Source organism: Dietzia sp. IN118, from assembly GCF_032905965.1.
Taxonomy (GTDB): domain Bacteria; phylum Actinomycetota; class Actinomycetes; order Mycobacteriales; family Mycobacteriaceae; genus Dietzia; species Dietzia kunjamensis.
In genome coordinates, this window is the sequence record NZ_JAUMSR010000002.1 from 230975 (window position 1) to 245347 (window position 14373).

Annotated in this window: 14 protein-coding genes; 8 read left to right on the plus strand and 6 right to left on the minus strand. The window is 70.2% G+C overall.

Annotation, left to right across the window (positions count from 1 at the left end; genetic code table 11):
• Nucleotides 1–78: 78 nt before the first annotated feature.
• Together Q2K20_RS16580 and Q2K20_RS16585 are read left to right on the plus strand one after the other, a co-directional pair.
• Complete coding sequence (locus Q2K20_RS16580; protein ID WP_067713035.1) at nt 79–1665, plus strand: flavin-containing monooxygenase; 1587 nt, start codon at nt 79–81, stop codon at nt 1663–1665.
• A complete protein-coding gene (locus Q2K20_RS16585; protein WP_083249768.1) occupies nt 1662–2495 on the plus strand; it encodes an SDR family NAD(P)-dependent oxidoreductase in 834 nt (277 codons plus the stop codon). The genes Q2K20_RS16580 and Q2K20_RS16585 overlap by 4 nt, the downstream gene beginning before the upstream one ends.
• Nucleotides 2496–2514: 19 nt before the next feature.
• On the opposite strand, the gene Q2K20_RS16590 is transcribed toward Q2K20_RS16585, so the two are convergent.
• Genes Q2K20_RS16590 through Q2K20_RS16600 form a run of 3 tightly spaced genes read right to left on the minus strand, consistent with a single transcriptional unit; the run spans nt 2515 to nt 6313 of the window.
• Complete coding sequence (locus Q2K20_RS16590; protein ID WP_067713032.1) at nt 2515–3648, minus strand: ABC transporter ATP-binding protein; 1134 nt, start codon at nt 3646–3648, stop codon at nt 2515–2517.
• Complete coding sequence (locus Q2K20_RS16595) at nt 3641–5221, minus strand: ABC transporter permease (RefSeq protein WP_187699948.1); 1581 nt, start codon at nt 5219–5221, stop codon at nt 3641–3643. Before Q2K20_RS16595 ends, Q2K20_RS16590 begins: the two co-directional genes overlap by 8 nt.
• Before the next feature lie 48 nt (nt 5222–5269).
• Nucleotides 5270–6313 carry an ABC transporter substrate-binding protein gene (locus Q2K20_RS16600; RefSeq protein ID WP_069389848.1) on the minus strand — a complete coding sequence of 348 codons (1044 nt, stop codon included), beginning with the start codon at nt 6311–6313 and terminating at the stop codon, nt 5270–5272.
• A gap of 151 nt (nt 6314–6464) precedes the next feature.
• Between Q2K20_RS16600 and Q2K20_RS16605 the strand changes: the two genes are divergently transcribed.
• On the plus strand, nt 6465–6929 hold the full coding sequence (locus Q2K20_RS16605) for an SRPBCC family protein (protein ID WP_069389847.1): 465 nt from the start codon (nt 6465–6467) through the stop codon (nt 6927–6929).
• A gap of 196 nt (nt 6930–7125) precedes the next feature.
• On the opposite strand, the gene Q2K20_RS16610 is transcribed toward Q2K20_RS16605, so the two are convergent.
• Complete coding sequence (locus Q2K20_RS16610) at nt 7126–7335, minus strand: DUF2945 domain-containing protein (RefSeq protein ID WP_069389840.1); 210 nt, start codon at nt 7333–7335, stop codon at nt 7126–7128.
• 96 nt (nt 7336–7431) lie between these two features.
• Nucleotides 7432–8310 carry an alpha/beta fold hydrolase gene (locus Q2K20_RS16615; RefSeq protein WP_163376903.1) on the minus strand — a complete coding sequence of 293 codons (879 nt, stop codon included), beginning with the start codon at nt 8308–8310 and terminating at the stop codon, nt 7432–7434.
• Between the two features lie 286 nt (nt 8311–8596).
• Here Q2K20_RS16615 and Q2K20_RS16620 point away from each other — a divergent pair, with 286 nt between their 5' ends.
• Together Q2K20_RS16620 and Q2K20_RS16625 are read left to right on the plus strand one after the other, a co-directional pair.
• Nucleotides 8597–8938: a transglycosylase family protein gene (locus Q2K20_RS16620; protein ID WP_096906511.1), complete on the plus strand. Its 342-nt coding sequence runs from the start codon at nt 8597–8599 to the stop codon at nt 8936–8938.
• A gap of 62 nt (nt 8939–9000) precedes the next feature.
• Entirely contained in the window at nt 9001–10401 is a 1401-nt protein-coding gene (locus Q2K20_RS16625) for an MFS transporter (protein ID WP_159148353.1), read from the plus strand.
• Between the two features lie 3 nt (nt 10402–10404).
• On the opposite strand, the gene Q2K20_RS16630 is transcribed toward Q2K20_RS16625, so the two are convergent.
• Nucleotides 10405–10992, minus strand: coding sequence for a dihydrofolate reductase family protein (locus tag Q2K20_RS16630; protein WP_182636103.1), 588 nt, complete (start codon nt 10990–10992; stop codon nt 10405–10407).
• 116 nt (nt 10993–11108) lie between these two features.
• On the opposite strand from Q2K20_RS16630, the gene Q2K20_RS16635 reads away from it, so the two are divergent.
• The 3 genes from Q2K20_RS16635 to Q2K20_RS16645 all read left to right on the plus strand — a co-directional run bounded on the left by Q2K20_RS16635 (nt 11109) and on the right by Q2K20_RS16645 (nt 14254).
• Entirely contained in the window at nt 11109–11603 is a 495-nt protein-coding gene (locus tag Q2K20_RS16635; RefSeq protein ID WP_119192097.1) for a glutathione peroxidase, read from the plus strand.
• A gap of 81 nt (nt 11604–11684) precedes the next feature.
• Nucleotides 11685–12962 carry an alpha/beta hydrolase gene (locus tag Q2K20_RS16640; RefSeq protein WP_182636105.1) on the plus strand — a complete coding sequence of 426 codons (1278 nt, stop codon included), beginning with the start codon at nt 11685–11687 and terminating at the stop codon, nt 12960–12962.
• Nucleotides 12963–13069: 107 nt separating this feature from the next.
• Nucleotides 13070–14254 carry an alpha/beta hydrolase gene (locus tag Q2K20_RS16645; protein WP_182636107.1) on the plus strand — a complete coding sequence of 395 codons (1185 nt, stop codon included), beginning with the start codon at nt 13070–13072 and terminating at the stop codon, nt 14252–14254.
• Nucleotides 14255–14373 lie beyond the last annotated feature (119 nt).

Consider the following 14373-nt stretch of genomic DNA (forward strand, 5'->3'; position numbering starts at 1 on the left):
CGGCACTTGGCGCGATCGAGCAACTTATTGGCGCATTCCGGCAAGCCTGCGGTGCCGTCAGCGGATACCGTACCGGTCATGATCAATTCCACCGAGCGTCCGGACGGCCCGGGCGCAGCGCCCGGAGACCCGCTGGACCTGCTGATCGTCGGGGCGGGCCTGTCCGGCATCGACCTGGCCCACCACGTGCACGAGGCGTTCCCCGACTGGCGATGGGAGATGCACGACGCCCATGACGACCTGGGGGGCACGTGGCACACGTTCCGCTACCCCGGCATCCGCTCGGACTCGGACATGGCGACCTTCGGGTTCCCGTTCCGGCCCTGGCCACACGCCTCGACCCTCGGCAGCGGCGCGGAGATCAAGGAGTACCTCCGCGACACGGCCCGCGAGGCCGGCGCGCTGGACCGCCTGCACCTGCGCTCGTGGGTCGCCGACGCGGACTGGCGCAGTGATCACCAGCTCTACCGGATCACCTGCGTCACCGATGACGGCGAACGCATCGTGTGGGCGCGGCGCGTGCACTTCGGCTCCGGCTACTACTCGCACGCCGAGGGGTTCCGCCCCGAGTTCCCCGGCGAGGCGGATTTCCGCGGCGAGATCATCCACCCCCAGCAGTGGCCCGCTGACCTCGACTACACCGGCCGGAAGTTCGTGGTGATCGGGTCGGGCGCGACGGCCGTGACGCTGGTGCCGGCGCTCGCCGAGCTGGGCGCGGACGTGACCATGCTCCAGCGCACCCCCAGCTATGTCGGCCCGCTGCCGGAGAAGGACCTCATCAGCGCGGTGTGGCGCCGACTGCTGCCCGCTCCGTGGAGCTACCGGGCGGCGCGCCTCAACCACGGTGCGCGGGACACGGCCCAGTTCGTCATCGCACAGCGGCTGCCCTGGCTGTTCAAGGCGGGGCTGCGGCTCATGCAGAGGCGCTACATCTCGACCGAGCAGATCGACGAGCACTTCACCCCGCCGTACCGGCCGTGGGACCAGCGCGTATGCAAGGCTCCCGACGGCGACATCTTCCGTGCGATCCGGCGTGGTGGCGCACGGGTGGTGACCGGGCACATCGACCGGTTCACGCCCGCCGGGATCCGCCTGCGGTCGGGCGAGGAGATCGAGGCCGACGTCATCATCTCCGCGACCGGCCTGCGGCTCGAGGCGTTCGGCGGCGGCACGCTGAGTATCGACGGCGAGGCGCTGGACGTCCCGAGGTTGGCGACCTACCGCGGCATGATGCTGGCGGGCGTGCCCAACTTCAGCTTCACGGTCGGCTACATCAACTCGTCCTGGACACTGCGCGCGGACCTGGTCTCCCGGTACATGGTCAAGCTGTGGAAGGCGGGCGAGTCGGTGTACGCGCCGCGCCTTCCTGCCGGGCCGGCCGACCAGCTCCTGCTGGACTTCGACGCCGGGTACATCCAGCGCGACGGCCACAAGTTCCCCAAGCAGGGCACGACCCGGCCGTGGCGTTACGTCCAGAACTTCCTGGTGGAGATCCCCGAGCTGGCCTTCGGCGACCAGCGCCGCGAGATGGCGTTCGGGGACCGCGTGGAGCTCACCGGCGCCCGCCGTGGACCCGGGGCCGCCGGCGTCGGCCCCGACGGTGGGCAGGTCGAGGACGCACGGGATCACGAAGACGACTACGACGACGAGGTGGCCACCGCATGAGCCGATTGCTCCCACGGAAGAGTGCCGAACGGTCCGGGCGGACGGTCGCCGACGGTGGTGGCAGGCGGGTGTTCATCACCGGTGCCGCGTCGGGGTTGGGGTTGGCGCTGGCCAGGGAGTACCTGGCACTCGGGGACGAGGTGATCCTCACGGACGTCCACGCCCAGCCCCCGCCCGCCGTGCAGGAACTGGTGGGGCGGTGGACGTACCGCCGGGTCGACGTCACCTCGGATGACGACTGGCGGGCCGCCGCGGAGGAGATCGAGTCGCTGGACATCCTCGTCAACAACGCGGGGATCGCGATCGGCGGTGCGCTCGGCTCCACCTCGATGGAGGCGTGGCAGCGGATCGTGGACATCAACCTGCTCGGGGTGGTGCGCGGCTGCCGGGCGCTCGCCCCCAAGCTGGGTCGGGGTGGCCGCCTGGTCATCACCGCCTCCGCCGCCGGGCTCGTGCATGCACCCCAGATGGGCGCCTACAACGCGACCAAGGCCGCGGCGGTGGCGTTGGGGGAGACCCTGGACGCCGAGCTGCGGCCCCGCGGGGTGTCGACGTCGGTGATCTGCCCGCAGTTCTTCCGGTCCGGGTTGGCGGACTCCCTGTCCGGTGAGGACGCGCGGGCGGACGAGATGGCACGCAAGCTGCTGTCGCGGACGCGGTTGACGTCGGAGATCATCGCGCGGCGATCGGTGCGTGGCATCGAGGCCCGGCGAGTGGTGATCACGCCCGACGCCCTGGCGACGTTCTTCTGGTACTCCAAGCGCTTCACCCGCGTGCCCTTCCTGGGCTCGACGCGCCTCATCGGCAGAGTCGTGGCGCGCGGCCGCTGACCTGGCCCGGGTCCGCGTGTCAGTCGCGGGGGTAGACGAACCCGCGACGTACGTCGATCCCCACGGCCTCGCCCACCCGCGTCGGCACGGCGGTGCCCGTCGGCACGAGGACCCGCAGCTCGATGTCCCCGTGCCGACAGATGACGGTCCGACCGCTACGGCCGTACAGCGAGGTGACGAACTCCGCGCCGATCCGGTCGGGCCCGGCCCCGACCCCCGGACCGGCCCCGACCCCCGGCCCGAATTCTGATCCGGCCGCGGTCTCGACCCCGGCGCCGGGAGTGCTCAGGGCGAGCCCTGCCGGCAGGAGGGCGAGCGTCGCCGGGCCCGTCACGGACCCGGCCGGGCCGGTCAGCGCCTCGGGGCGGAGGGTCATCCCGCCGGAGTCGGACCGGAACCCGTCACCGGAGACGGTCCCGTCGACGAGCGTGGCGTCGTGCAGGAAGCCCGCGACGAACGCACTGTTCGGCGCGGCGTCGAGCTGGTCGGGCACGTCGCACTGCACCAGCCGGCCCCGGTGGAGAACGGCCACCTCGTCCCCGATCGCCAGTGCCTCACCGCGATCGTGGGTGACGTGGACCATCGTGAGGTCGTGCTCGGCGGCCAGCCGGCGGAGCATGAGTCGGAGGGACGCGCGGAGGGGTTCGTCGAGTGCGGACAGGGCCTCGTCGAGGAGCAGCACCCCCGGCCGCGCGACGATCGCCCGGGCGAGCGAGACCCGCTGCCGCTGGCCGCCGGACAGGGTGTCGGGGCGACGACGGGCGAAGTCGCCCAGTTCGACGGTCTCGAGTGCCTCCGCGACGAGTCGACGCCGCCGGGCGGCCGGGACCTTCGCACGCCGCAGGGGGTAGGCGACGTTGTCCTCCACGCTGAGGTGCGGCCACACGGCGTGGTGCTGGAAGACCATACCGAGACCCCGTTCCTCGGGCGGGAGGTGGATGCCGTCACCGACCAGGGTCCTGTCGCCGACCCGGATCGTTCCCGCGGAGGGGCGTTCGAATCCGGCGATGGCGCGCAGGAAGGTGGACTTGCCGGACCCGGACGGCCCCACGAGCGCGAGGATCCGGCCGGAGTCCACCCGCACGTCGAGGTTGTCGAGGGCGACGGTCTCGCCGAAGCGGACGCCGACGCCGTGGGCGACGAGTTCAGGCACGGATACTCCTGGGTGCGGATTCGGACCCGGTGGCGGGTCGGCTGTAGCGGGCGCCGAAGGCGGCCAGGACCAGCAGGCCCACCACCATGAGGACCACGGACAGGGCGGAGGAGGCGTTGTAGTCCCCCGCCCGCTGGTACTGGAAGATCACCACGCCGAGGGTCTGGGTGCCGGGCGCGACGAGCAGGACCGAGAGCGTGAGTTCGCGGACCGCCGTCACCGCGACCATGATCATGCCGATCCCGACCGACGGCAACGCCAGGCGCACGCTGGTGTCGAGGCGGGAGCGCAGCGCCTTCGCCCCGCCGATCCGCGCGGCCTCCTCCATCGACGAGTGGATCCCCGCGAGCGGTCCGCGGACGGTCTGGACGACGATCGCCGTGAACGCCGTGACGTACGCGCCGAGGATGACCCAGCGGGTGTTGAACAGCCCGGTGTAGCGGCCGAGGATGAGCCACCCGGTGGCGATCACGAGGCCCGGCACGGCCTGCGGGAGCAGCACCGACAGGAGCATCGGCTCCCGGTCACGACCGGCCAACCGCGTGGTGAACAGCGCGACGAGCAGGCCGAGGACGCCACAGACCACGGCGGCGCCGAGGGCGAGCACCACGGAGTTGGTCACGCCGTCGATGGTGGTCGAGGCGGTGAGCGCGCGGCGGAAGTTGTCCAGGGTCGCGGTCTCGAGGGTGAGCGGGACCCCCGGGGCGGGCAGGAGCGCCCGGACGGCCAGCCCGACGAGCGGGGCGAGGGTCACCACGACGCTGACGACCCACGCGATCACCCCGAGCGGGACGCGCGCACGGCCGAGGGCCTGGGGGTCGGCGGGACGTCCGGTGCCGCCGAACTCCACGGACCCCTTGGTGACCTGCCGGTCCAGCAGCGTGCCCAGGACGCCGAGCAGGAGCAGCACCACCCCGATCTGGGAGACGGTCTGCAGCGGTGAGGCCACGGAACCCGACTCGAGGAACCGGTAGACCATGGTGGAGAGCGTCTCGTACCCGGCCGGGAGGCCGACGATGACGGGGATGCCGAAGTCGCCGATCCCGCTGACGAAGGTCAGGGTGAACGCCGCTGCCATGGCCGGGCGGATCAGCGGCAGCGTGATGTCGACCTGCGTCCGCGACGGCCGGGCACCGGAGAGGCGGCTCGCCTCCTCCAGTTCGGCGGGGATCCTGCGCAGCGCCGCGGCCACCACGAAGTAGGCCATCGGGTAGGCGTGCAGGGTGAGGAGGAAGACCACCCCGGGCCCGCCGTAGAAGTTCCACGGGGAGAATCCCAGCACCCGGTCCACCAGGCCGCCGTCGGTGAGCAGGCCGCTCCACGCGATGGCGCCGATGAACGGCGGGATGAACAGCGGGGTGAGCAGCAACAGTCGGAGCGCGCCGCGACCGGGCAGGTCGGTGCGGTCGAGCAGGAACGCCATCAGCGTGCCGATGATGACCGCCCCGATCGCCGAGAGCAGTGAGCTGACGAGACTGTTGGCGGTGGCGCGGAGCAGGCCCTGGTCGATGAGTTCAGGGAGGTGGTTCGCCCCCAGCCCCAGGGAGATGACCAGGGCCAGGGGCAGCACCATGACGCCCGCGAGGGACGCCCACAGTGCCAGCCGGAGGGGGAGCGTCACCTACCGGACGGCGGCGTTGAAGGCGGCCACGGCCTCGTCCTGGGAGGCGGCGATCGCCTCGAGGTCCTGGTCGAACAGCGTGATGTCGGTGAGCGCCGGGGCGCCCTCGGGGGTTCCGGCGTCGTCGCGGACGGGCAGGTAGTTCTGCTCGACCGCGATCTGCTGGCCCTTCTGGGACACGATGAAGTCGAGGAAGAGCTTGGCGGCCTCGGGGTTCGGGGCGTCGGCGAAGACCGCGCCGGGCTGGGTGATGTAGGGGACGCCCTCGCTCGGGTAGCTCACGGCGATGGGCGAGCCCTGCGCGGCGAGATCGCGGACCAGGTAGTCCACCACGATGCCGACGGGCTTGGATCCCTCGGCGACGGCCTGGGAGACGGGGCCGTTCGACTCGGCGACCTGCGGGTTGTTGGCGCCGAGCCGGTTGATCCACTCCTCGCCGAGGTCGGGCTGCAGGCTCCACGCCGCTGCGTTGAAGGCGGCCGCACCGGAGACGTCCGGGTTGGGCAGGATGATCCGGTCGAGGTACTCCGGTTCGGCCAGCTCGGCCCAGGACGTGGGCGGGTCCGTGACGTCGCCTGTGTTGTAGGCGATCACGGTGGGGATGATGCGGGTGCCGACGTAGAACCCGTCCGGGTCGACGGCGACATCCTCGATGGCGTCGGCCTCGCTCGGCTCGAACTCCTGGAAGAGGTCCTGGTCCTTGTACTGCTCGAACGTCGGGACGTCGGCCGCGAGCAGGATGTCGGCGGCCACCGCGCCGGTGCTCCGCTCCGCCTCGATGCGGGCCTTGAGGTCGCCGGTGCCCGCACGGAAGACCTTCACCTCGATGTCCGGCTGCTCCTCGTTGAACGCGGAGATGATCTCGTCGATCTTGGCCTGGGGTTCCGAGGTGTACAGGGTGACCTCCCCGGACGCGGCCGCGGAGTCGGACGTCGCGCCGGAGCCCGTGGTGGCGGGCTCGGAACAGCCCGCCAATCCGAGGGCGCCGGCCGCGAACACCGCGACCGACGCCAGAACCGCCCGGCGACCAACAGACCTCGACACAGCGACCACTCCCAATCTAGGACCTTCGAATCGATATCCCATCCTGGCACCCGCATCGGTCGGGCTAGGGCTATCGGGGTGAATCCACGGTGAATTGGGAGCGGACGACCGACCGGATGCGTTCCGCTGCCCCGGGGTGCACGGTGGGGTCATGAGTAATTCCACTGCCATCACCGTCGAGCGCGTGATCGACCACTCGGCGGCCGAGATCTTCGAGTTCCTCTCCAACCCGGAGAACCACGCCCGTCTCGACGGGTCGGGCTTCGTCCGGGGCGACTACAAGTCCGACCGCATCCAGCAGGTCGGCGACGTCTTCTCCATGGACATGGAGGGCGAGCACATGGGCGGTGAGTACCGCATGGACAACCACGTGACCGGATTCGGCAAGGACAAGATCCTGGCGTGGCAGCCCGCGCCCGCCGGTACCGACCCCAAGGGCTGGGAGTGGGTCTGGGAGCTCGAGGCGCAGGGCCCGGACTCCACGCTGGTGCGTCACACCTACGACTGGTCCAAGGTCACGGACAAGGACGTGCTCAAGAAGGTGTCGTTCCCACTGGTGTCGGAGCAGCAGATGGAGGATTCGCTGTCCAACCTCGCCTCCGCCGTCTCCGGCTGAGCTCGGGCGTGACCGCCGGCCCGCGTCCGTAACAGCCGAAATCCACCTATCCGAGTGCGATCCACCGATGGGCCTCCGTCGGTGGATCGCACGTGGATGTGCCAATCGTGGCGGGTTGCTCCCGCCGCAGCCCCCGCCGCAGCGCGGGCTGCTCCTGCCTGTGCGCGAGCCGGCCCCCCGCGCGCGCCGGCCCCGGCTAGTCGATCTTCCGTAGCGCCGAGCCCTTGTGCATGGCCTGGTGGCCGGTCTTGTCGCTCTCGATCTCGTACTGCGGTTCGTCCGTGCTGCAGCGCCGCATGCGCCCCTTGAACTCGACGTCCTCGGTGTGGATCTCGCGGATCACGCCGCGCACCATCCCGGCCTCGGAGTTCCACTCGACGTGGTCGCCCTTCGTGTAGTCACTCATGCGGCCAGTATGTGCGCCGGGCGGCGGGAGTGCACGGCCATCTCTCCCGCCGGCTCGAGCGGGCGAGCTCACACGGGCGAACTCACACGGGCGACCTCACGCCGGCGCGGTCAGCGCGCGCAGCATCTCGTCCCAGTGGGCCAGCGGCAGCAGGTGCCCCTGGCCCTCGTAGACCGTCAGGTGGGCCGAGGCCAGATGCGCGGCGAGCCATCGCCCGTGGTCGGGTGGGGCGATCTCGTCGTCGTCGCCGTACCAGAGCAGCACCGGCGCGGCGATGTCCTCGACCCGGAAACCCCAGGGCCCCACAAACGCGACGTTGTCCCACGCGATCGCGTCGGCGCCCCGGTGCAGCGCCTCGCGGAAGTTGACGAACAGGGCGTGTCGGGCGTCGGGGTCCGCGACCACGGCCGGGTCGCTGGCCGCGAACATCCAGTCGACCCAGGGCGTCGCCTCGTCGTCGCGGACCGAGAGCATCGCGTCGAGGAAGTCGGAGTTGCCGGTGCGGAACACCTCCGCCGCCCGGGCCGGGTCGTCGGGCAGGTGCGACAGCGCGTCGAGGTCGTTCGGCGTGAGTGATTCCCGCGCGCCCGGCCTGCCCTCGTACGGCGCGAGACCACCGCAGACCCCGACCCGCAGCACCCGCCCGGGCAGCGCCGCGGCGGTGGCCAGCGCGAACGCCCCACCCCCCGACCACGCCGACACCGCGAACCGCCCGAGGCCCAGGGCGTCGGCGATCGCCTCTACATCACGTGTGACGCCGGCCAGGCTGATCGGCCCTGCGTCCGACCGGCCGTACCCGGGTCGGTCGAATCCGATCACGCGGACGCCGGCCCGTTCGGCGAGCCTAGCCCCGAAGTCCGCCTCGAGCCGTGATCCCGGCGTGCCGTGGAAGTGGATGAGCGGCGCCCCCGCGGGATCTCCGCACTCGTGCACGGCCACCGTGCGGCCGTCGATGTCCACCCGGTGTTCGGTCATGTCGACGAGCCTAGGGGTGCCTGGACATCCGGCGGGTCGACGACGACGAGGTGAGCCTTCTCACGCGACCGGTCCCGCCTGGCGTCGATCCCGCCGAACCGGTGCGGTGACCAGCAATGATCCGTCCCCGCCGTGCCCCCGTGTGCTGCTCGGCCCCGGCCCCGGACCCGCGGAGGGGGTTGCGGGGGGCCCGCCGGTCGGTTCGTAGTGTCGGCCGCCACGACAGTAGATCGACGCACGACAAGAGATCGACTCACGATACGAGACCCACAGGAGGTCACGAGGGATGCAGAAGAAGCTCGTACGAACCCTGACCGGCGCGATCATGGCCGGCGGTATCGCCGCCGGGGGCGCGTCACTGGCCGCTCCGGCGGCGAACGCGGCCCCGCCGAGCACGTGGGACCAGGTCGCGCAGTGTGAGTCCGGTGGCGACTGGCACATCAACACCGGCAACGGCTACTACGGCGGCCTGCAGTTCGCGGCCCAGACGTGGAGCGGCTACGGCGGCGGCGAGTTCGCCGCGACGGCCGACCAGGCCACGCGCGAGCAGCAGATCCAGATCGGCGAACGCGTGCTCGCGGGCCAGGGCCCGGGCGCGTGGCCGAACTGCGGCGGCCCGCTCGCCTGATCTGCGCGCGGCCGCGAAGGGGCCCGGATGCCCCGGCGGGCGGGCCGCTATTCTCTTGAATGGTGACCACCGCCGAACGCTTCTATTCTCGCCTCGTCACCCGCGATGCCGACGCCGAGCGCGACCTCCCCGACGTCGTCCGCCGCGAGCTTCCGCGCAACGGGCTGAGGCTCGTGGCCGCCAACACGCTGCAGTCCTCGGGTGACCAGACGGTCAACGCATCGACCGTGCTGCCGTGGCTGTTCCACGTGCTCGGGGTGCCGGCGGCGCTGGTCGGTCTGCTGGTGCCGATCCGGGAGTCCGGGTCGATGCTGCCGCAGGCCTTCCTCACGCCGCTGGTGGTGCGGGTGCGCCGCCGCAAGTGGGTGTTCGTCACGGGCGCGCTGGTGCAGGCGGCATCGGTGGCGGCAATGGCCGCGATCGCCGCCCTCGGGCACGGGACGGCAGCGGGCGTCGGCATCCTGGTCGCGCTCGTGGTGTTCTCGCTGGGCCGCTGCCTGTGTTCGATCGCGTCGAAGGACGTGCAGGGCCGCACCATCCCGTCGGGGGAGCGCGGCCAGATCATCGGGTTGGCCACGTCGGCGGCGGGGTTGGTCGCGATCACGCTCGGCCTGGCCATCCGGATCCTAGGCGGCGGCGACCTCGACAGCACCGAACTGGCGTTCCTGCTGGTGGCGGGCGCGGTGCTGTGGTTGCTCTCGGCGTCGACGTACTCCCGCGTGGTCGAGCCGGCCGGCGACGGGCGCGCCCGCCGGGGAGCGAAGGACCACGGCGCGACGGAGGATCACGGCGCGACGAAGGGCCACGGCGCGGCCACTGGCGGTGCGTCGGAGGAGTCGTCGACGTGGTTCGCGGACGCGGCGCGACTGTTCCGGGACGACGCCACGTTCCGCAAGTTCGTGACCGTCCGCGGCCTGCTGCTGGTGTCCTCGCTCAGCCCGCCGTTCATCGTGTCGATGTCGGTCGCCTCGGGCACCGGGGCGCTGGCCGGGTTGGGTGGGTTCATCCTCGCCTCGGGCGTGGCGTCCCTCATCGGGGGGCGAGTCTTCGGGCGGCTGGCCGACCGATCGAGCCGACTGCTCATGGCGGGCGCAGCCACGGCCGCGTCGGCGGTGGCGGTCGCGTTGGTGCTCGCGGTCTCGATCCCGGGCTTCGACGGCGGGTCGGCACTCGGGGCCACGGTGTTCGTCGGGGCCTACTTCCTGCTCACGCTGCTGCACTCCGGCGTCCGCGTCGGCCGCAAGACCTACGTGGTGGACGTGGCCGAGGGCGATCTCCGGACCACCTACGTGGCAGTGGGCAACACGGCCATGGGGATCATCCTGCTGGTGGTGGGCGGGATCAGCTCGGCGCTCGCGGTGCTGGGCGTGCAGTGGTCGCTGATCTTCCTCGCGGTGCTCGGGGTGATCGGCGCGGTGTCGGCGGTGACGATGCCCGAGGTCTCCCGCGGCGCGGCCCGCTAGATCTCAGACGCCCGGGTCGAATCCGCCGACGTCGTAGATCAGCTTCTGCACACCGTTGGGGTACGCCTCGCTCTCGACCAACTCCAGCTTCTGCCGGGGCTTGTCGGTCTCGCTCCACATGCGCTTGCCGGCGCCGAGGACGAACGGGAACACCAGCAGGTGATAACGGTCGATGAGCCCGGCGTCGGAGAGGGTCCGAGCCAGCGTCGCCGACCCGTGCACGAGGATCGGCGCCGGTTCGGCCTCCTTCACCGCGGCCACCTCGTCGAGCGTGCGCAGGATCGTCGTCGTCCCCCATCCCTCGACGAGGTCACTCTCGGCCAACGTCGTGGACACCACGTACTTGGGCATGGCGTTGTAGCGGGGGAACTCGTCGTCCATCTGCGGCCACACGGCGGAGAACGCCTGGTAACTGACGCGGCCGAGCATCATCGCGCCGGCCTCGTCCTGTTCGCGGGCCTTGATCGAGTAGACGTCCTCGTCGAAGTCGACCGCGAACGTCCAGCCGGTGTTGCGGTACCCGGGCTCGCCGCCGGGGGCCTCGACTACGCCATCGAGCGAGACGAAGGCGGTGTAGATCAATCGGCTCACGGGCGGGCTCCTCACGCGCGGGTCTGCCAGAGTACGCCCGCACGCGGCGCCTGAAAACGGTCACAATGGCGTCGAGGGCCGGCCGACCGGGGTCGGGACGACGACGAGGAGTGCCCATGCGCCACGACCAGACCACTCTCGCGGATTTCCGGGCGAGCCTGCTCGACGGGAGCGGGAAGGACTTGTCCGACTACGCCGGGCAGGTCGTCCTGGTGGTCAACACCGCGAGCAAGTGCGGGTTCACACCCCAGTACAAGGGGCTGCAGAAGCTGTACGAGGAGTTCCGCGACGAGGGCTTTGTAGTGCTCGGGTTCCCGTGTGACCAGTTCGCGCACCAGGAGCCGGGCTCCGACGAGGAGATCGGTGCGTTCTGCGAGCGCAACTTCGGCGTGGAGTTCCCGCTGTTCTCCAAGATCGAGGTCAACGGATCGAGCGCCCACCCGCTCTACGAGTGGCTCAAGTCCGAGAAGTCCGGGGTGCTGGGTGGGCGAATCAAATGGAACTTCACCAAGTTCCTCGTGGGTCGCGACGGCCACGTGATCGACAGGTTCGGACCCAACCGGAAGCCCGAGGACCTGCGCGAGGCGGTCGAGGCGGCACTGCGGGGGTAGCGACTCGCACGGCGTGAGTAACGATTTGAGCTGAGAACGGATTAAGCTTCGTAAGTCACTACTTACAACATTTGGAGCTTCATGTCCTTCGGACTCCGCCGCGCCGCGGCTGCGACCGCCGGCGCACTCGCCGTCGCCCTGACCCTCGGGTCGGCCACTCCCGCTTTCGCCCAGACCGCCAGCATCGACCCCTCGACGCTCATCGACCCGTCGGCGCTCGGCCAGGAGGACTTCGAGGCGATCATCGACGCCGTCGGCTCCGTGCCGATCGGCTCGGCCGCAGGGATTCTCGGATCGGTCGGCTCGGCCGACGTCCCACTCGGGGAAGGGTCCTCGGAAACCGTCGGCACGCCCACTCCGGTCGACGAGTCGATCACCAAGACGGAGTTTCGTGGAATCGAGCGCTACCGCGCCGATAAGGCCGGGAACGATCAGGCGTACGAGTACTGGACCATCGCCTCGAAGGCAATGCAGCGTGAGATCACCGTCGAGGTCGTCCCCTCGCGCGGCACGGGCGAGGCGCCCGTCCTCTACATGCTCGACGGCGTGGGTGCGCCGATCAGCAGCACCGGCTGGGCTCACCAGGCGTACATCGCTGATCGGATGGAGGACGAGAACGTTCACGTGGTGAACCCGGCGGGTGCCTACGCCTCGTACTACACCGACTGGGAGGAGATCGACCCGGTCTTGGGCAACAACAAGTGGGAGACGTTCCTCACCGAGGAACTGCCGGCGATCGTCGATGAGCGGCTCAACACGAATGACAAGGCAGCCGTCGGCGGCATCTCCATGGGCGCTCAGGCGGCCATGCATCTTGCGGCTACACACCCCGATGTCTACGACGCCGTGATGTCGTTCAGTGGCTTCTACTCGACCATGGACGCCCTGGGGTACCAGACCGTGCGGCTCTCCGTTGAGACTCGCGGTGGAGACGTCGAGAACATGTGGGGCCCGCACCGTAGCGCGCGGTGGGCGGAGAACGACACCATCTCTCACCCGGAGGGTCTGCGCGGCAAGGCTGTGTACTTCTCGGCCGGAAACGCCGAGATCGGTCCCGATGACGTCAAGCAGTACGGTGCCAACTACCAGGACCTGATAATCGGGTTGGTGCTGGAGATGGGCGTGTACGAGAACTCGAAGGCCTTCGAGAAGGCACTCGATCGTGCCGGGATCGAGCACAAGGTGGACTTCGCCGACACCGGCCTGCACAACTGGCCGAACTTCCTCAAGAACTTCGAGTCCGGATGGGACTACATCAAGCCCGCCTTGTACGGCGGAGACGTCGAGCCCGGAACGGGCACCCCGGGTGCATCCGGCTCAGCCGGATCCCTGGGCTCCTCCGGGTCCACCGGTTCCTGATCGACCTTCTCGAGAAGCGGTCCTGCGCTCCCACACCGGGGCGCGGGACCGCTTCTGTATCGCTCGGCCGCACCCACCTCGGCCACACTCACAATGAGGGGACCCCGATGAACACCCGCGTCCGTCGCCGCGCAACCGTCACCGCCACCGTCCTCGCGGCCATCCTGTCCCTGGGATTCGCCGCGCCCGCCTCTGCCCAGATCGGCGGCGATATCGACACCTCGTCCCTGGGACTCGAGGAGGTGGAGCTGATCGGGTCTGCGGCCGGTTCCCTTCCGCTGGGCTCGACACTCGGGTCGCTCGGGTCGGCCGGTTCCACCAACATCCCGCTCGGCGGCACCGGGTCATACGTGGAGCTTCCCAACCCGCCGCGACCGCGCGACGACTCGATCGACTCGGTCGAGCTCCGCGCCATCACCCAGCACGGAGAGTACGAGCACTGGCTCGTCACCTCCGCCGCCATGCAGCGCGAGATCGTGCTCGAGGTGCTCCCGTCCCGCGTGACGGACAAGGGGTCGGCGCCCGTGTTGTATCTCCTCGACGGGGTCGACTCGGTCGAAGGAAACTCGGGCTGGAAGCGGGCCGGAAACATGCCCGCGCGCATGGCCGAGGAGAACGTCCACCTGGTGACACCCACGGGAGGCCCCTCCTCGTACTGGTCCGACTGGCTGAGCGAGGACGAGGTCTTCGGCTACAACAAGTGGGAGACGTTCCTCACCGAGGAGCTGCCCGACCTCGTCGAGGCGGAACTGGCGACCCGGGGCACGAAGCACAACGGCAAGAACGGAATCGCCGGCGCGTCGATGGGTGCGCAGGCCGCAATGCACCTGGCGGCCACCTACCCGGAGCTGTACGACGGCGTCATGGCGCTCTCCGGCTACTACTCGACCACCGACGAGCTGGGCTACCAGTCGGTCCGTGGCTCGGTGGATGGGCGCGGCGGCGATTCCGCCAACATGTGGGGCCCGCGCGGAAGCGATCTGTGGAAGTACCACGACACGATCTCCCACCCGGAGGGTCTCGAGGGCACCGCGGTGTACTTCGCGACCGGGGGCACGGCGGTGTCCGAAGGGGATCTCCGGAACTACGGCGACGACTACTTCGCCATGCTGCAGGGCCTGGTGCTGGAAAAGGGGGTCATCGAGGGGGCCAGGAGCTTCTCCCGCGAACTCGACCGCCACGGCATCGCGCATCGCGTGGACTACGGCGACGAGGGCCTCCACGGGTGGCAGACGTTCGTCGACTACATCACGCCCGGTTGGAACCACATCAAGCCTGCGCTGCAGAACTGAGCGACGGCGGGAATCCCCCGCGCACGCCCGTCGAGAAGACAGTTCGGCACACCCGCCTCTCGCGCGACGTGTGCGGAACTGTCTTTTCGATGGAGTCGACGGAGTCGATGTGGCGGCTG

Coding starts and splice junctions, on each gene's coding strand:
- Q2K20_RS16580 (WP_067713035.1), top strand. CDS start 79: ATGATCAATTCCACCGAGCGTCCGGACGGCCCGGGCGCAGCGCCCGGA.
- Q2K20_RS16585 (WP_083249768.1), top strand. CDS start 1,662: ATGAGCCGATTGCTCCCACGGAAGAGTGCCGAACGGTCCGGGCGGACG.
- Q2K20_RS16595 (WP_187699948.1), bottom strand. CDS start 5,221: ATGGTGCTGCCCCTGGCCCTGGTCATCTCCCTGGGGCTGGGGGCGAAC.
- Q2K20_RS16605 (WP_069389847.1), top strand. CDS start 6,465: ATGAGTAATTCCACTGCCATCACCGTCGAGCGCGTGATCGACCACTCG.
- Q2K20_RS16610 (WP_069389840.1), bottom strand. CDS start 7,335: ATGAGTGACTACACGAAGGGCGACCACGTCGAGTGGAACTCCGAGGCC.
- Q2K20_RS16615 (WP_163376903.1), bottom strand. CDS start 8,310: ATGACCGAACACCGGGTGGACATCGACGGCCGCACGGTGGCCGTGCAC.
- Q2K20_RS16620 (WP_096906511.1), top strand. CDS start 8,597: ATGCAGAAGAAGCTCGTACGAACCCTGACCGGCGCGATCATGGCCGGC.
- Q2K20_RS16635 (WP_119192097.1), top strand. CDS start 11,109: ATGCGCCACGACCAGACCACTCTCGCGGATTTCCGGGCGAGCCTGCTC.
- Q2K20_RS16640 (WP_182636105.1), top strand. CDS start 11,685: ATGTCCTTCGGACTCCGCCGCGCCGCGGCTGCGACCGCCGGCGCACTC.
- Q2K20_RS16645 (WP_182636107.1), top strand. CDS start 13,070: ATGAACACCCGCGTCCGTCGCCGCGCAACCGTCACCGCCACCGTCCTC.